The 14,832-nt window shown below is 69.3% G+C and carries 11 protein-coding genes; all 11 read right to left on the bottom strand.

All coding sequences use genetic code 11. The annotated features are described in order from the left end of the window. Window positions 1-37: 37 nt before the first annotated feature. The gene (locus tag AC07PA_RS21915; RefSeq protein WP_494608774.1) at window positions 38-1,792 is read right to left on the bottom strand and encodes an ABC transporter ATP-binding protein; all 1,755 of its coding nucleotides are present in this window, start codon (window positions 1,790-1,792) and stop codon (window positions 38-40) included. Continuing rightward, entirely contained in the window at window positions 1,789-2,742 is a 954-nt protein-coding gene (locus AC07PA_RS21910) for an ABC transporter permease (RefSeq protein WP_494608775.1), read from the bottom strand. The genes AC07PA_RS21915 and AC07PA_RS21910 overlap by 4 nt, the downstream gene beginning before the upstream one ends. A 37-nt stretch (window positions 2,743-2,779) precedes the next feature. Then, the gene (locus AC07PA_RS21905; RefSeq protein ID WP_494608776.1) at window positions 2,780-3,766 is read right to left on the bottom strand and encodes an ABC transporter permease; all 987 of its coding nucleotides are present in this window, start codon (window positions 3,764-3,766) and stop codon (window positions 2,780-2,782) included. Between the two features lie 25 nt (window positions 3,767-3,791). Next, window positions 3,792-5,387: an ABC transporter substrate-binding protein gene (locus AC07PA_RS21900; protein WP_494608777.1), complete on the bottom strand. Its 1,596-nt coding sequence runs from the start codon at window positions 5,385-5,387 to the stop codon at window positions 3,792-3,794. 104 nt (window positions 5,388-5,491) lie between these two features. After that, window positions 5,492-6,412, bottom strand: coding sequence for an NAD(P)H-binding protein (locus AC07PA_RS21895; protein WP_494608778.1), 921 nt, complete (start codon window positions 6,410-6,412; stop codon window positions 5,492-5,494). Between the two features lie 18 nt (window positions 6,413-6,430). Further along, on the bottom strand, window positions 6,431-7,513 hold the full coding sequence (locus tag AC07PA_RS21890) for an ABC transporter substrate-binding protein (protein WP_494608779.1): 1,083 nt from the start codon (window positions 7,511-7,513) through the stop codon (window positions 6,431-6,433). A 35-nt stretch (window positions 7,514-7,548) separates the two neighbouring features. Next, the gene (locus AC07PA_RS21885) at window positions 7,549-9,201 is read right to left on the bottom strand and encodes an ABC transporter substrate-binding protein (RefSeq protein WP_494608780.1); all 1,653 of its coding nucleotides are present in this window, start codon (window positions 9,199-9,201) and stop codon (window positions 7,549-7,551) included. Window positions 9,202-9,244: 43 nt separating this feature from the next. Next, the gene (locus AC07PA_RS21880; protein ID WP_494608781.1) at window positions 9,245-10,447 is read right to left on the bottom strand and encodes an acyl-CoA dehydrogenase family protein; all 1,203 of its coding nucleotides are present in this window, start codon (window positions 10,445-10,447) and stop codon (window positions 9,245-9,247) included. A 10-nt stretch (window positions 10,448-10,457) separates the two neighbouring features. Further along, complete coding sequence (locus AC07PA_RS21875) at window positions 10,458-11,978, bottom strand: amidase (protein ID WP_494608782.1); 1,521 nt, start codon at window positions 11,976-11,978, stop codon at window positions 10,458-10,460. A gap of 28 nt (window positions 11,979-12,006) precedes the next feature. Beyond that, window positions 12,007-13,599 (bottom strand): ABC transporter substrate-binding protein, encoded by a 1,593-nt coding sequence (locus AC07PA_RS21870; protein ID WP_494608783.1) that lies wholly within the window; start codon window positions 13,597-13,599, stop codon window positions 12,007-12,009. A 34-nt stretch (window positions 13,600-13,633) separates the two neighbouring features. Beyond that, entirely contained in the window at window positions 13,634-14,821 is a 1,188-nt protein-coding gene (locus tag AC07PA_RS21865; RefSeq protein ID WP_494608784.1) for an LLM class flavin-dependent oxidoreductase, read from the bottom strand. Window positions 14,822-14,832 lie beyond the last annotated feature (11 nt).

The raw sequence follows: 14,832 nt of genomic DNA, 5'->3' as shown, positions 1-14,832 counted from the left end.
GCGGGCCCCTTGGCTTTCTTGATTGCCGCAGTCCTGCTCACGCTGCCTTGCGCTGCTCACCCCGTGGGACTGCGGCGATCAGGCTGCGTGTGTATTCATGCTGCGGCGCCGCCCAGATGCTCTGGTGGTCCCCCGACTCCACGAACCTCCCCCGGTGCATCACCAACACCCGGTCCGCGATGTAGCGCACGACAGCCAGGTCGTGCGAGATAAACAAATAGGACAATTTGAACTCCTCCTTGAGCTCCACCAGCAGATTCAAGATCTGCGCCTGGATGGACACATCGAGGGCAGACACCGGCTCGTCGCAGATCACCAGCGACGGCCGCACTACCAGCGCGCGCGCGATCCCGATGCGCTGGCGCTGGCCACCCGAAAACTCGTGCGGGTAGCGGTTGCCCGCGTTCAGGGGCAGTCCCACCCGGTCCAGGATGGCGGCGATGCGCTGCTGCCGGTCCTGGCGCGAGCGGTTGCCGTGCACGTACAGCACCGTGTCGAGGATGTCATACACCGTGCGCCGCGGGTTGAGCGAAGCATAAGGGTCCTGGAACACCATTTGCATACGCTGGCGCCAGGGCTGCAGGGCGCGGCCCTTGAGCCGGGTCAGGTCCGTGCCGTCGAACACGATTCGCCCGGCCGCGGCGGGCACCAAGTGCAGCAGGGTCTTGGACAGGGTGGACTTGCCGCAGCCCGACTCGCCCACCAGGCCCACGGTCTCGCCGACGCCGATGGTGAAGGACACATCGTCGACCGCATGCACGGTGCCGGTGCGCGTGGCGTAGTCCGTGCGCAGGTTTTGCACCGAAAGCAGAGTGTTGTCCTGTAACGCTGCGGATTCCTCACGTGGCCGGACCTTGGGGATGTGCAGGTCGAAACTGCGCTGGCCCGTCTCCAGGTTCAGGCGTGACTGGATCTCGGGCAGGCGTGCATCGGTGTAGTGCAGGTCCTGGCCGGCGTGCAGCGATGCCCCGAGCAGGCCGCGCGTGTAGGGGTGCGAGGGCGCTGCGAATAGTTGGGGGGCACTGGCCTCCTCGACCTTTTCGCCGCCATACATCACGGCCACGCGGTCGGCCCACTGGGCCACCACACCCAGGTCGTGGGTGATGAGCAGCAGCGACATCGACAGCTCGCGCCGCAGCCGGTCCAGCAGTTCCAGGATCTGTGCCTGGATGGTCACGTCCAGCGCGGTGGTCGGTTCATCGGCCACCAGCAGGCGCGGGCGGCAGGCCACGGCCATGGCGATCATCACGCGCTGGCGCTGGCCACCCGAGAGCTGGTGCGGGTAGTCGTCCACGCGGCGCTGGGGTTCGGGGATGCGCACCAGGTCCAGCAGCTCGATGGCACGCTGGCGGGCCGCCGGGGCCGACAGCCTTTCGTGCTGGCGCAAGGTCTCGGCGATCTGCGTGCCCACGGTGTAGACCGGGTTCAGCGAGGTCATGGGCTCCTGGAAGATCATCGAGATCTCGCGCCCGCGCAACTGGCGCAGCTGGTCCAGCGGCAACTGCACGATGTCGCGGCCGTCGAACAGGATCTGGCCACCGATCTGTGCGCCGGGGGCCAGCAGCCGCAGCAGCGCCAGCGCCGTGGTCGACTTGCCGCAGCCCGATTCGCCCACCAGGGCCAGGGTTTCGCCCTGGTGCAGCTGCAGGTCGAGGCCACGCACGGCGTGCAGCACACCTTGCGAGCCCTTGAAGCGCACGTCCAGCTGGCGGATGTCGAGCAGCAGGGGCGCACGCTGGGTGCCGGCGGCTCCATCGCCGTGCACAGGGTGAATCAGGGTCGGGTGGCTCATCGCAGGCCTCGCAGGCGGGGGTTGAAGGCGTCGTTGAGGCCGTCACCGACCAAGTTGAGCGACAGCACGGTGAAAATGATGGCGGCGCCCGGGATGGCGGTCAACGTCCAGGCGGTGCGCAGCTGCTCGCGGCCTTCGCCGATCATGCTGCCCCAGGAGACCACGTTGGGGTCGCCCATGCCCACGAAGGCCAGGGCCGATTCGATGAGGATGGCCGTGGCCACCAGCACCGAGGCGGTCACGATGACCGGGGGCAGGGCGTTGGGCAGGATCTCCTGGAAGATGATGCGCAGGTCCGAAAAGCCCTGGCTGCGCGCTGCCAGCACGAACTCGGATTCGCGCAGCGAGCGGAACTCGGCGCGCACCAGGCGCGCTATCACCGGCCAGGAGGCCAGGCCGATGGCCAGCACGATGACCTTCACCGAAGGCTGGCCGATGGCCACGATCACGATCACCAGCAAGAAGGTGGGCACGGTCTGGAACAGCTCGGTCAGCCGCACGAGCAGGTCGTCCACCCGGCCGCCGAAATAGCCTGCGACGGACCCAACCAGAATGCCGATGAGCACGCTGACCGTGGCGGCCGACAGCCCCACCGCCAGCGAGACCCGCGCGCCGTGCACGATGCCGGACGCCACGTTGCGGCCCAGCGAGTCGCTGCCCAGCGGGAATTCGGCCGACTGCAGGGGCGCCAGCAGCGGGCGGGTGGCCATGTCCAGCGGGTCGTTCGGGAAGATCACCCCCGCCAGCACGGCCAGGCCGGCCACCAGCAGCAGGATCAGCACGCCGGTGACGGCCGCCGGGTTGCGCACGAAGGCCTGCAAGGCCGCGTGGCGCTGCACGGGCACGGGGGAAAGGGCGTCCAGCGCGGGCTTCTTTTCCGCGGACGACGATGATGCGCGGATGAGCCGCAGGAAGCGGTTCTGGGGGGAGGTGGTGGCGGCGGTGGTCATGGCAATCTTGTGGGATGCAACAGGTGCGGAAAACGCCTCAACGGACCTGGATGCGGGGATCGAGCCAGGCGTGCAGCAGGTCCACCAGCATGTTGGCCACGATGACCAGCAGCGAGGACAGCAGCAGAATGCCCAGCAGCACGTTGTAGTCGCGGGCCAGCACCGATTCGAGGGCCAGGCGGCCCAGGCCCGGCCAGCTGAAGACCGACTCGACCACGATGGCTCCGCCCAGCAGCGTGCCGAAGTGCATACCCGCGACGGTGGTCACCGGGATCAGTGCGTTGCGCAGCACATGCCGCAGCGTGATGGCCACGGGGGTCAGGCCCTTGGCCGTGGCGGTGCGCACGAAGTCCTGGTGGCTCACCTCCAGCATGGCGGCCCGCGTGAGGCGCGAGAAGATGGCGACGAAGAAGCCGGCCATGGCCAGTGCCGGCAGCACCAGGTGGCGCGCGGCGTCCTTCACCAGGGCCCAGCCGGTCAGCCCGGCGCCGATGGTGAGGTTGCCCCCGGTGGGCAGCCAGCCGAGCTTGACCGAGAACAGCACGATGGCCATCAGCCCCAGCCAGAAGCCCGGCGTGGAGTACAGCAGCAGCGCCAGCACGGACAGCACCCGGTCTTGCCACTTGCCGACCCAGGTGGCCATGATGGTGCCGAGCAGAACCCCCGTGGCCAGGGCCATGCCCAGGGCCGTGACCATGAGCAGCAAGGTGCTGCCCAGGCGCCCGCCGATCAGGTCCAGCACCAGCTGGTTGTGGCGCGGCGAGGTGCCCAGGTGGAAGTGGGCCAGGTTGTTCAGGTAGGCCAGCAGCCGGTCCAAGAGCGGCAGGTCCAGCCCGAAATGGGTGCGCAGCTGGGCCATGGTCTCGGCCGTGGCCGATCCCGACTCGGCCGCGATCACGTCGGCCGCGTCGCCTGGCACCAGTTGCAGCAGGAAGAAGTTGAGCACCACCACGCCCAGCACAGTCGGCACGGCCTGCCAGGCCGTGCGCTGTAGGGTGTGGCCGACGCGCGAGAGTGTGGTCATGGGCGTGCCCCGTTCGCGTGTCAGGTCAGGGGGCGGCGAAATACAGGTCGGCGAAGCTGCCGCGGACATGCTCGCCCGTGGGGGCGTAGTCGCGGACCTTCTTGGCCACCACCGTGATGTTGGGGTTGGCCCCGAACTCGATGGATGGGATGTCGGCCGCCACGGCCTTCTGGAAGTCGAAGAACAGCTGGCGGCGCTTGGCCTCGTCCACCTCGACGGCGGCGGCTTCGAGCAGGCGGTCCACCTCGGGGTTGCTGTAGTGCGGGGCGTTCGAAAATGGCAGGCCGATCTTGAAGTTCTTGGACCAGAAGATGCGCTGCACGCCCACCGAGGGGTCGAAGATGTTGGTCAGGCTCTCGGCCGTGATGTCCCATTCGCGGTCGGTATAGGCCTTCTTCACGTAGGTGGCGAAGTCATAAGTCTCCACGGCGGCATCGATGCCGATGCGGCCCAGCGACTGGCGGATGAAGTCGGCCGAGCGGCGCTCGACGAAGGGGTTGTAGAGCACGCGCAGCTTCAGGCGCGTGCCGCTGGCGTCCTTCTTGAAGCCGGCGGCATCCAGCGCCGCTTCGGCCGCCTTGGGGTTGTAGGCGATGCGCTGCACGCTGGCATCGTGGTAGCGGCTGTGCGCACCGATGGGCGTGGCCGAGAGCTTGCCCAGGCCATACCACACGGTGTTGTTGTAGGCATTGGCGTCGATGGCCTGGGCGATGGCACGGCGCACCTCGATGTTCTTGAGCGCGGATGTGTCCAGGTTGAAATACACCTGCTGGTGGTTGCCCACGTAGGGCGAGATGCGTGTGTCGATCTCGATGCCCGGGAGCTTCTTGAAGCGCTCCACGTCCGACAACGGGATGGAGCTGCCGGCGCTCAGGTCGATGCTGCCGGACTCCAGGCCTGCGGCACGGGCTACGCCGTCGGTGATGAAGCGCACCACGATCTTGTCGAGGTAGGGCTTGGGCTTGTCCCAGTAATTGGGGTTGCGCTCCAGCAGCACATGGCTGCCCTGCACCCATTCCTTGAAGACGAAGGGCCCCGTGCCCACGGGGGCACTGTTGTACTTGCTGGTGTTGACGTCGGTGCCTTCGTACAGGTGCTTGGGCACGATGGGGGATTCGGCCGCCGACAGCGCCGTCAGCAAGAAGGGTGATGGCTTGGAGAGCACCACCACGGCGGTGTGGGCGTCGGGCGTCTTCACCTCGGTGACGTTGGCGAAGCTGCCGCGTCCGCGCGGGTGCACCTGCTTGAGCGTCTGGATCGAATACGCCACGTCGGCCGAGGTGAAGTCCCTGCCGTCATGCCACTTCACGCCCTTGCGCAGGGTGAAGGTGTACTGCAGGCCGTCCTTGCTGACGGCCCAGGCGGTGGCCAGCTGGGCCTTGGGCGCCAGGTTCCAGTCGTAGGTGAGCAGGCCTTCGACGATCTTGGGGCCGATCTCGGTGTTGCCGCCGGCCGTGGTGGTCAGAGGTACCAGCGACGAGGGCACCGGGTTCACGGCCCAGTTGAGCGTGCCGCCGTGGCGCGCCTGGGCCATGGCCGACAGGCTGGCCAGGCCGGCAAGGCCGAGCACGACGGCGATGCGTTTCCACGGGAGGGCGGGGCGCTGTGGGGGGCGGGGCATGGAGATCCTTTGCATGAGAGCGTGTTGGTAGACAAGCCCCAATGTAGGCAGCCCCCCCGGGCCCTACAACGAACGATTCTGAGTAAGCAAGTGCTACTTTGTACTTACGCCGCCACTGCCGCAGGGGTACCCGCCAATGCCTGCCGGGCCTGCTCGGCAACGTGGTCGCGCACGCTGCGCGCAGGCCGGCCGAGCACGCGCTCCACGGTGGATGTGGTCTCCCGCGCGGCCCCGGCGGCAATCAGTTGCCTGAACTGCGCATGCACCTGCGCGGTGAACGCCGGCAGGGCGGCCGGCGCCTGGCTCGCTGGTCCTGGCGCCTGCACGGCCACCGTGCGGCCCAGCGCCGCACCAGCCGCTGCGGCCAGGTCGGCGAAATCGAGCGGCTCGGGTCCCGTCAGCACCCAGGGCCCGCCATCTTCCGGTGGCTGCACCGCAGTCTCCAGCAGGGCTGCCACGGCCACGTCGGCGATGTCGCGCGCGTCGATGTAGGCCACGCGGGCGCCGGCGAAGGGATCGGAGAGCGCATCGCCCTGCTGCAATGGCTCGGCCAGCCGCCCCAGCGCCACCTGGGCCCAGGCGTTGGGTTGCAGCACCAGGTGCGCAATGCCTGACTGTGCGAGCTGCCGCTCCACGGCCGCATGCAGGTCGCCCGAGAGCGATCGCCCAGGCGGGGTGGTGGTCCACGCCGAGCCCGAGAGCTTGACGATGCGCTGCACCCCCGCGCGCTCGGCGGCCGCAATCGCGTTGCCCTGGTGCACGGCCAGCAGCGGGTCGATGGGCGAGAGCAGGAACAGGTGCGTCACGCCGCGCAAGGCAGCGTCCAGCGTGGCGGGCTGGCCCAGGTCGCCCGCGGCAATCTCCACGGCGGGGCCCAGCACCCGGCGGGCGTGCTCAGGCTGGCGGGTCAGCGCGCGCACGGCAACGCCTTGTGCCAGCAGGCGCGGCACCAGCAATTGGCCCAGCTTGCCGGTGGCACCTGTGACGAGAACACGCAGGCTCTGGACTGAGGATTCGGTAGTCATGTGGCGGTCTCCCAGGCGTCAGGCGGCCAACGGCAACGCAGTGGCGGCCTCGGCCTGCGCACGCAGCCGGGCCAGGGGACGTGGGTCCACCCATTCGCCCAGTGCGAAGTCGCGGGGCAGAAAACCCCATGCAAGCAGGAAATCCTTGAAATGGCCGATGGCATCGACCAGGGGCGCATCCAGGCTGAGGCCCAGGTGGCGGTGTACCTCGGGTCCGTTGGAGGCGAGCACGGCTTCCTCGGTGGTGGCGATCTCGCGCGCCACGAAGCGCAGGGTCTCGTCAGGGTGCTGCTCGGCCCAGTAGCTCGCGCGCTCGACCACGCCGAGCAGGCGCACCACCAGGTCGGGGCGCCGGTCGGCCAGGGCGGCGTCCACCGTCAACGTGCGCGGCGTGCCGTTGTTGATGCGCACCTTGGGGTCCGGGTGCTTGCCGAACTCGGCCACCACCTGCGCACCGATGAGGTTGGCCACCACGATGCCCTCGGCCCCCTTGACGAAGATGGCATCCGCCTCGCCGCGCACCAGGGCCTGCACCTCGGCGAAGTAGGGGTGGCGCCGGCGCAGGCCGTGCAGGCTGGGCTCGCCCGCGGCGATGATGACCGACTCCTCGATGGGCAGGTCCACCAGGGTCACATCCTGGTGCGTGAGCCCGGCCAGCGACAGGCCCGACACGGTGCCCTTGAGCGCCGTGGCGCGGTGGAAGTCGATCAGGTCGTTCACCCGCCGTGGGATGGCGATGCGCTTGCCCGCCAGCTGGGCGGCGCTGGTCAGGCCGCTGCCCGGCAGGGCGATGAGGGCCTGGAACTCGTCGGTCCAGGTGATGGCCACCAGGCGCGTGTCGCGCCCGCTGGCGCGTGCCCAGATGGGGGGGATGTTGCCGCCCTGGCGGAAGGACCAGGCCAGGTGGTGGTCGAAATGGCTTTCGCGCACGCTGCGGTCCTTGGAGTCGATGATGGACTCGATGGCGATGCCGTCCTCGGCGAAGGCCTCGGCCAGCCAGCCCAGGCGCGCGGCGATGCCCAGGGGCGAAGGCACGGGGCAGCGCGTGTACCAGAGCTTATCGGGCTGGGGCTGGTTGGCTGCGGTGGTGTGTGTCGTCATGGCAGTTCCTCCTGTGGATGGGCGGGATGGCCTGGTCAGGCCTTGCCCAGCCAGACGTTGGCGAGGTTTCCGGCAGGGCCGTCGCCGCCCACGGTGTGGTTGCGCACGCGGCGGTCGGCAATGGTGTAGGTGTCGGGCGCCACGAGGTTGATGTCGGGCAGGTCGCGGATGATCAGGCGCTGGAACTCGGTGATGAGCTGGATGCGCTTGGCCTCGTTGGTCTCGACGGACGCGGCCTCCAGCAGGCGGTCTACCTCGGCGTTGCTGTAGGCCGAGCCGTTGGAGAACGGCAGCCCGCGCTTGTAGTTCCTGGACCAGTACAGGCGCTGGATGCCCACTGTGGGGTCGAAGGTGTTGCTCATCGCGCTGATGTGCAGGTCGAAGTCGCGGTCGGTGTACACGCGCTTGATGTAGGTCGCGAAGTCCTGCGAGCTGAGCTGCAGCTCGATGCCGATGCGCGACAGCGACTGGCGCAGGAACTCGGCCGTGCGCAGGCCGCCCTCATTGGGGATGGGCGTGGCGCGCAGCTTCAGGCGCAGGTTGCCCCCGGCCTTGCCGCGGGTCAGGCCCGCTTCGTCGAGCAGTTTCTCGGCCTGCTTGACGTCGTAGGGCAGCACGGGCAGGTCGGGCACGTAGTATTTCTTGAGCGTGTTGCTCACCGGACCGGGGATGAGCTTGCCCTGGCCGTACCAGGCCACCTTGAGCAGGTTGTCGCGCTGGATGGAGTGGGCGATGGCCTGGCGCACGCGCAGGTCCTGCAGGGCCGGGGTCTCCAGGTTGAACTCGGTGCGGTAGATGGAGTTGATGTACTGGTAGCCGTTGCTCTCGAACACCAGGTTGGGCTTGGCGCGCAGGCGCTCCACGTCGGCCAGCGAGACGGGTGAGCCCGGCGCCAGGTGCACCTCGCCGCTTTCGATGGCGGCCGAGCGTGCCGCGGCATCGGGGATGAAGCGCACGATCAGCCGGTCGATGTAGGGCTTGCCTTCGTCCCAGTAGGCCGGGTTGCGCTCGAAGATGGCATGGCTGCCGCGCACCCATTCCTTGAACACGAACGGGCCTGTGCCCACGGGGGCATTGTTGGCCGGGTTGGCATCGGCCTTGCCGGTGCCATACAGGTGCTTGGGCACGATGGGCGTCTCGGACGCTGCAAGCGCCGACAGCAGGTAGGGCACGGGCTTGGCCAGGCGCAGCACCACGGTGTGGGCGTCGGGCGTCTGCACCTCGCTCAGCGCGGCAAAGGTGGCACGCCCGCGCGGGTGGAATTCCTTGACCAGGTTCAGCGAATGCGCCACGTCGGCCGAGGTGAAGGGCTTGCCGTCGTGCCATTTCACGCCCTGGCGCAGCTTGAAGGTGTACTGCAGGCCATCGGCGCTGGTGGTCCACGAGGTGGCCAGCTGCGCCTTGGGGTTCAGGTCGAAGTCGTAGGTCAGCAGGCCTTCGGTCACCTTGCCCGAGATCAGTACCGAGGCATTGGCCGTGTGCGCGATGGTGGTCAGCGTCGGTGGCTCGGGAAAGATGAGCAGCGTGAGCGATCCGCCGCGCTGGGGCGTCTCACCACCTTGGGCCTGGGCCCAGGGGACCAGGGTGGCAAGGCCCAGCCCGGCGGTGCCCTGCAGAAAGGCGCGGCGCGAGGCATCCCGCTGCACGGCAGCGGCGGCAAGGGTGTGGATATCGTCGAAGGATGGCATGGATGGACAGAACGGTGTGGGAGTGAATCGGTGGCAGGCCGGGCTATGCCGCGGCCTGCAGCGCCGCGCGGCCCGCATGGGTGCGCAGCAGGTTGTTGGGAGGTGCATGGATCAGGCTGCAGAGCACGTTGCGGTGGTGCCGCTCCAGCGGGTTGCGCCGGGCCAGGCCGTGGTTGCCGGCCAGCTCGAAGGCCGCTGTAACAGCCTGGGCCGCGTTGTCGGTCACCACCTGCTTGACCAGCGCGCCCAGGTGGTCGGGCGCAGTGCCGGCGTCGTAGGCCTGCGCATGGCTGAGCAGCAGCCAGTCGTTGGTAGCCAGCAGCTCCTGTATGCGGCCCACGGCGTCCTGCACCGTGGGCACGCTGGCCAGCGAGGCACCACCCAGTGCGCTGGGCTTGCGCTCGTTGAGAAAGCGCAGCAACCAGTCGCGCGCCGCCTGCGCCGCAGCGTGGTAGACCGAACCCACCTGGCTGAAGTACCAGGCGATGGTGGTCGCGTCGCGCCGCAGGCCCAGGTGCGCCGGCCGCAGGCCCACGGTATGGCCGAGCGGCACGGCGACGTCGTGGAACAGCACGTCGTGGCTGGCCGTGGCGCGCATGCCCACCGGGTCCCAGGTGTCGACCACCTGCACACCGGGCGCACCGCGCCGCACGAGAAAGCTGCCCAGGCGCGGCTCGGGCTCGTCGGTCACGGCCAGCACGCTGATCCAGGAGAGCAGGGGCACGCCCGTCACGTAGAGCTTGTGGCCCGCCAGCAGCCACTGGTCGCCCACGCGCCGTGCCACCGTGGCCGGCAGGCCGCCGTGCGAGGGTGAGCCCAGTGCGGGCTCCACCTGCGCGGCGTTGAGCAGGGAGCGGCCTTCGAGCGACTCGGCGATCAGCTGCCGTGCCAGCGCCTCGGGCCATTCGTCCGAGCCCTGGCGCAGACTGCGCGCGATGTGGCCGTGCAGGCTGTAGTGCATGGACAGGATCAGCGCCACCGAAGGATCGCCATAGGCAATGGCGCTGACGACCTCGCGCGCCACGGCCAGTCCGGCGCCATGGCCGCCGTGGGCGCTGTCTATCGTCAGGCGCAGCAGGCCCGCGGCATGCAGTGCCGCGAACTGCGCCTCGGGCGGGGCGCCGCTCTGGTCGTGCTCGGCGGCCAGCAGAGCGAAGTCATGGCCCAGCTGGCGCGCATGCGCGATGAGATCGGCGTGCGCGGCGGACCGGGGCGAAGCCTGCAAAGGCTGGGACAGGTCACTCACAGGCGATCTCTCAGTCTTCAAGCCCGGGCGGCACCTGGAAGCCGCCGTACGCCTGCTCCAGCAGGTGGGCGAAGTGGATGCAGGTGTGGTCTTCGAGGTAGGGGCCCACGGCCTGCGCGCCGATGGGCAGGCCATCGTCGTCCAGCCCCAGCGGGAAGCTGGTGGCCGGCAGGCCCGGCAGCACCGGCAGGCCGGCCCAGGTGAACAGATCCAGAAAGCGCACGGGCTTGCTGCCGCCCTCGAAGGCCACGGGGTAGCTGCGCTCGTCCTTGGGTTCGCTGTGGTTGTGCGCAAAGGCCTGGGTGGCCAGCACGGGGGTGACGACCACGTCCACCACCCCGAACAGCTGTTCCCACTGCTGGCGCAGCTTCAGCCGTGCCTCGTTGTCGTGCAGCCAGGCGCGGTGCGACAGGCTGAACGAGCGCAGCCAGGCGGCATCGGCACTGGTGTCTTCGGGCGCCAGGGCGTCCAGGCGTGCCTGGGCCCCGGCCGACAGCGCGGGCGGTTCGGCCAGCGAGGAGCCGAGCAGGCTGCGGTAGATGCGGTGGGCCTCGCCCAGGTCGGGCAGCAGGCCGGCGGGCAGGTCGCTGGTTCGCAGCACCTGGCTGCCCTGGGTGCGCAGGCGCTCCACCACGCGCTCGATGGCCACGCGCTCGCCCAGGCTGCGCTCGGTGCCGGGCCACTGGTCGATCACCAGCACGCGGTAGTCGGCCAGGCGCTGGTGCCGCGCCGGGGGCAGGGTGGCGCGCCAGGCCTTGGCCTGCAGCGGGTCGAGGTTCAGCAGCAGGTCGAGCGCCAGGGCCAGGTCGGCGGCGCTGCGCGCCAGCGGGCCGGCCACGCTCAGGTCGCGGTCGGCCACGCGCCCGGCGGGCAGGCCGGCGCCGCGCAGGCCGATCAGGCCCTGCGTGGGCTTGTGGCCGTACACGCCGTTGAAGTGCGCGGGGATGCGGATGGAGCCGCCGATGTCCGAGCCCAGCTCCAGCGCCACAAAGCCCGCGGCCAGCACCCCGGCCGAGCCGCCCGAAGAGCCGCCGGGCGTGCGCGCCACGTCCCAGGGGTTGTTGCTCACACCGTACAGCGGGTTGTAGCTCTGCAGGTCGGCCAGGCCCACCGGCACGTTGGTCTTGCCCAGCACCACGGCGCCGGCCTCGCGCAGCGCGCGCACCACCCACGAGTCCTGCGCCGCCACGTTGCCTGCGTGGGCAGGGTTGCCGGTGGCCGTCACCAGGCCCTGCACGTCGAAGGATTCCTTGACCGTGATGGGCACGCCCAGCAGCGGCTTGCGCTCGCCGCGCGCCAGGGCCTCGTCGGCCGCCCGGGCCGCAGCGCGGGCCTGTTCGAAATCGCGCACGGCGACGAGGTTGAAGGCCGCGTCGTGCCGGGCGATGCGCGCCAGGCTGTGCTCCAGCAGCGCCGTGGCGGTGATGCGGCCTTCGGCCAGGGCGCGGGCCTGCTCGACGGCGCTGGCAAAGCTCAGTTCGGCGGCGGGGCTGCGGGCGTCGGAAGGGACGGGTGCAGTGGCTGTGCTCATGGAGGCTCCTTGGTGGCGATGGCGTGGATTACTTGCGGGGTTGCAGCCAGGTGTCGGCCAGATCGCCTGCCGTCAGGTCGATGGTGGTGTTGAGCTGGTGCACGCGGGTGCTGTAGACCTGCAGTGCCGAGGGCACGGTGACCAGCGGGTAGGCCGGCAGCTCGCGCCCCACGGTCTGCTGGATCTGGCGGAACTGCGCAGCGCGGCGGGTCTCGTCGACCTCGATCGCGGCCTGGCGGAAAAGCTCGTCCACCTGCGGGTTGTTGTAGTGCGCCGCGTTGATCCAGATCAGCGGGTTCTTCACGCCGTCGCCCCAGTAGATGCGTTGCACGCCCACGGTGGGGTCGTACAGGCGGCCCAGGCCGTTGACGTTGAGGTCGAACTCGCGCGCGGTGTAGGCGCGCTTGAGGAAGGTGGGCAGGTCGCCGTCGAGGATCTCCACGCGGATGCCCACGCGCGCCAGCGACGAGCGCAGGAAGTCCGAGGTGCGCTTGAAGTCGGCACCCGGGATGTTGGTGACCTTGAGGGCAAAGCGCGTGCCGCCGCCCTGGCGCGGGTAGCCCGCCTGGTCGAGCAACTGGTTGGCGCGGGCCACGTCGTACGGGTAGTTGAAGGTGCTGTCGTCGTAGTAGCTGGTGAACACCTTGGGGATGGGCGAGTTCACCACCTCGCCGCGCTGGTACCAGACCACGCTGCTCAGCGCATTGCGGTCGATGGCATGGGCAATCGCGTGGCGCACCTCGGCCTTGGCCAGCACCGGGTTGTCCAGGTTGTATTCGAGGAAGACGGCGTTGTTGAGGTAGGCGTCGTAGGTGTCCTCGACCTTGAGCTGCGGGTTCTTGCCCAGGCGCTCCAGGTCGGCCAGGTTCACGTTGCTGGCCACGTCCACCTCGCCGGCCTCCAGTGCGGCCGAGATGGCCGCCTTGTCGGGGATGAAGCGGAAGATGATGCGGTCCAGGTGCGGCGCGCCGCTGCGCCAGTAGTTCGGGTTCTTGCGCAGGATGATGTGGCTGCCGCGCACCCACTGCTCGAAGATGAAGGGCCCCGTGCCCACCGGTGCCGTGGCATTGGCACTGGCCAGCGGGTCGCCGTCGCCATAGCGGTGGGCCGGCACGATGGGCAGCTCGGCCGAGGACAGTGCCTTGATGAGGTAGGGCGCGGGCTTGGAGAGCACGAGCACGGCCGTCAGCGCATCGGGCGTGTCCACGCGCTCCACGTTGGCCAGGGTGATGCGCCCGCGCGGGCCCTGCTTCTTCTGCGTGAGCACCGAGTAGCGCACGTCGGTCGCGGTGAAGTCCTTGCCGTCGTGCCACTTGACGCCCTTGCGCAGCTCGAAGGTGTAGCGCAGGCCATCCGGGCTCACGCTCCAGCGCGTGGCCAGCAGGGGCTGGGGCTTGAACTGCGCGTCGTAGCGCAGCAGCCCCTCGGTGATCTTGGCGCTGATGTTGCGGATGCGGGTATTGGTGTCCAGCAGCGAGACCAGGATGGGCGGCTCGATGTCGCTGGCGTAGGTGAGCGTGCCGCCCTTGACCGGGGTGGCGGCATCGGTGGCGGGCTGTGCCAGTGCCAAGGCTGGCAGCACAGCGAAGGCAAGGTGGGCGAAGGTGCGGTGGAGGGCCATGAAATAGGGGGAGGGCTGGGTGGATGGAGCGCGGTCAGAAGCGCAGGCCGGCCTGCTTGAGCAGCGGCAGGATGCGGTCGCCGAAGAATTCGAGGTCGGGTTGGAAGTCGAAGAAGCTCAGCTGCAGGCCGTCGACGCCTGCGCGCTTCAAGGCCACGAACTGCTCGACCACCTGCTCGGGCGTGCCGATGACCTCGATGTTCCCGCCGATGGCGCGGCGCTTGGGCGCATCCACGCCCACGCGGCCCTTCCAGGCATGGGCGTCGCTGTCGAAGCCGTTGAAGCCCTGGGGCGAATGCTGGTCCTGCGCGGCCACGATGGCATCGTGGTAGGCCCAGGTCTCGGCCTCGGTCTCGCGGCTGATCACCATGGGGTTGAGCAGGGTGCGCACCTCGCGCCCCTGGGCCCGCGCAGCGGCCTTCACGCGTGCCGTGTGCGCCGGCAACGCGGCGATGGCGCTGGCGAAGTCCGAGCCCGCGGGGCTGGTGATGAACACGATGTCCGAATAGCGCGCGGCAAACTCGATGCCGGCGTCCGACCCCGTGGCATTGACCAGCACCGGGCGGCCATAGCGCGGCTTGGGCGAGACGAAGGCACCCTGCAGCTTCCAGGAGGAGCCGCCTTCGTACGAGTAGTTCTCGGTGTCGGTCCACAGGCGCTGCACCACCTCCAGGAACTCGGCGGCCAGTTCGTAGCGCCGGTCGTGGTCGATGCGGTCCCAGCCGAAGGCCTCGTGCTCCACGGCGCGGTGGCCGGTAACCACGTTGATGCCCCAGCGCCCGCCCGAGATGTGGTCCAGCGTGCTGGCCCACTTGGCCAGGTGCAGCGGGTGCAGCGGGCCGTAGAGCACGTGGATGGTGGAGATCAGGATGATGCGCTGCGTGACGCCGGTGAGCGCCGCCGTGGCCATGAAGGAGTCGAGCGCATTGCCGTCGAACACGCCGCCGTAGCCGCCCTTGGGCAGCCACTGCGACAGCGCGAAGACGATGTCGAAGCCGAGGGCCTCGGACTTGAGCACCAGGTCGCGGTTGTAGGCGAACTGCCAGTCGGTGGTGCGGGGCAGGGTGGAGGCGCTCCATCCCCCCGCCTGGATGGGCAGGAACAGCCCGAGCAGGATGGGCTGCTTCAAGGCCTCGGACAAGGGGCTGCCCGGGAAATCGGTGGGTGCGGAGAAACGGTCGAGCCCGACCAGCGAGCCAGCGCGGTGTGTGATGGTGGTCATGAAGGCAATCG

The sequence above is a fragment of the Acidovorax sp. GW821-FHT09B03 genome (assembly GCF_059418305.1).
This window is presented reverse-complemented; position numbering and strand designations above follow the sequence as displayed.

Bases quoted from the DNA above. Each gene is read 5' to 3' on its own strand.
- AC07PA_RS21915 (WP_494608774.1), bottom strand. From the start codon at position 1,792: ATGAGCCACCCGACCCTGATTCACCCTGTGCACGGCGATGGAGCCGCC.
- AC07PA_RS21910 (WP_494608775.1), bottom strand. From the start codon at position 2,742: ATGACCACCGCCGCCACCACCTCCCCCCAGAACCGCTTCCTGCGGCTC.
- AC07PA_RS21905 (WP_494608776.1), bottom strand. From the start codon at position 3,766: ATGACCACACTCTCGCGCGTCGGCCACACCCTACAGCGCACGGCCTGG.
- AC07PA_RS21900 (WP_494608777.1), bottom strand. From the start codon at position 5,387: ATGCCCCGCCCCCCACAGCGCCCCGCCCTCCCGTGGAAACGCATCGCC.
- AC07PA_RS21895 (WP_494608778.1), bottom strand. From the start codon at position 6,412: ATGACTACCGAATCCTCAGTCCAGAGCCTGCGTGTTCTCGTCACAGGT.
- AC07PA_RS21890 (WP_494608779.1), bottom strand. From the start codon at position 7,513: ATGACGACACACACCACCGCAGCCAACCAGCCCCAGCCCGATAAGCTC.
- AC07PA_RS21885 (WP_494608780.1), bottom strand. From the start codon at position 9,201: ATGCCATCCTTCGACGATATCCACACCCTTGCCGCCGCTGCCGTGCAG.
- AC07PA_RS21875 (WP_494608782.1), bottom strand. From the start codon at position 11,978: ATGAGCACAGCCACTGCACCCGTCCCTTCCGACGCCCGCAGCCCCGCC.
- AC07PA_RS21870 (WP_494608783.1), bottom strand. From the start codon at position 13,599: ATGGCCCTCCACCGCACCTTCGCCCACCTTGCCTTCGCTGTGCTGCCA.
- AC07PA_RS21865 (WP_494608784.1), bottom strand. From the start codon at position 14,821: ATGACCACCATCACACACCGCGCTGGCTCGCTGGTCGGGCTCGACCGT.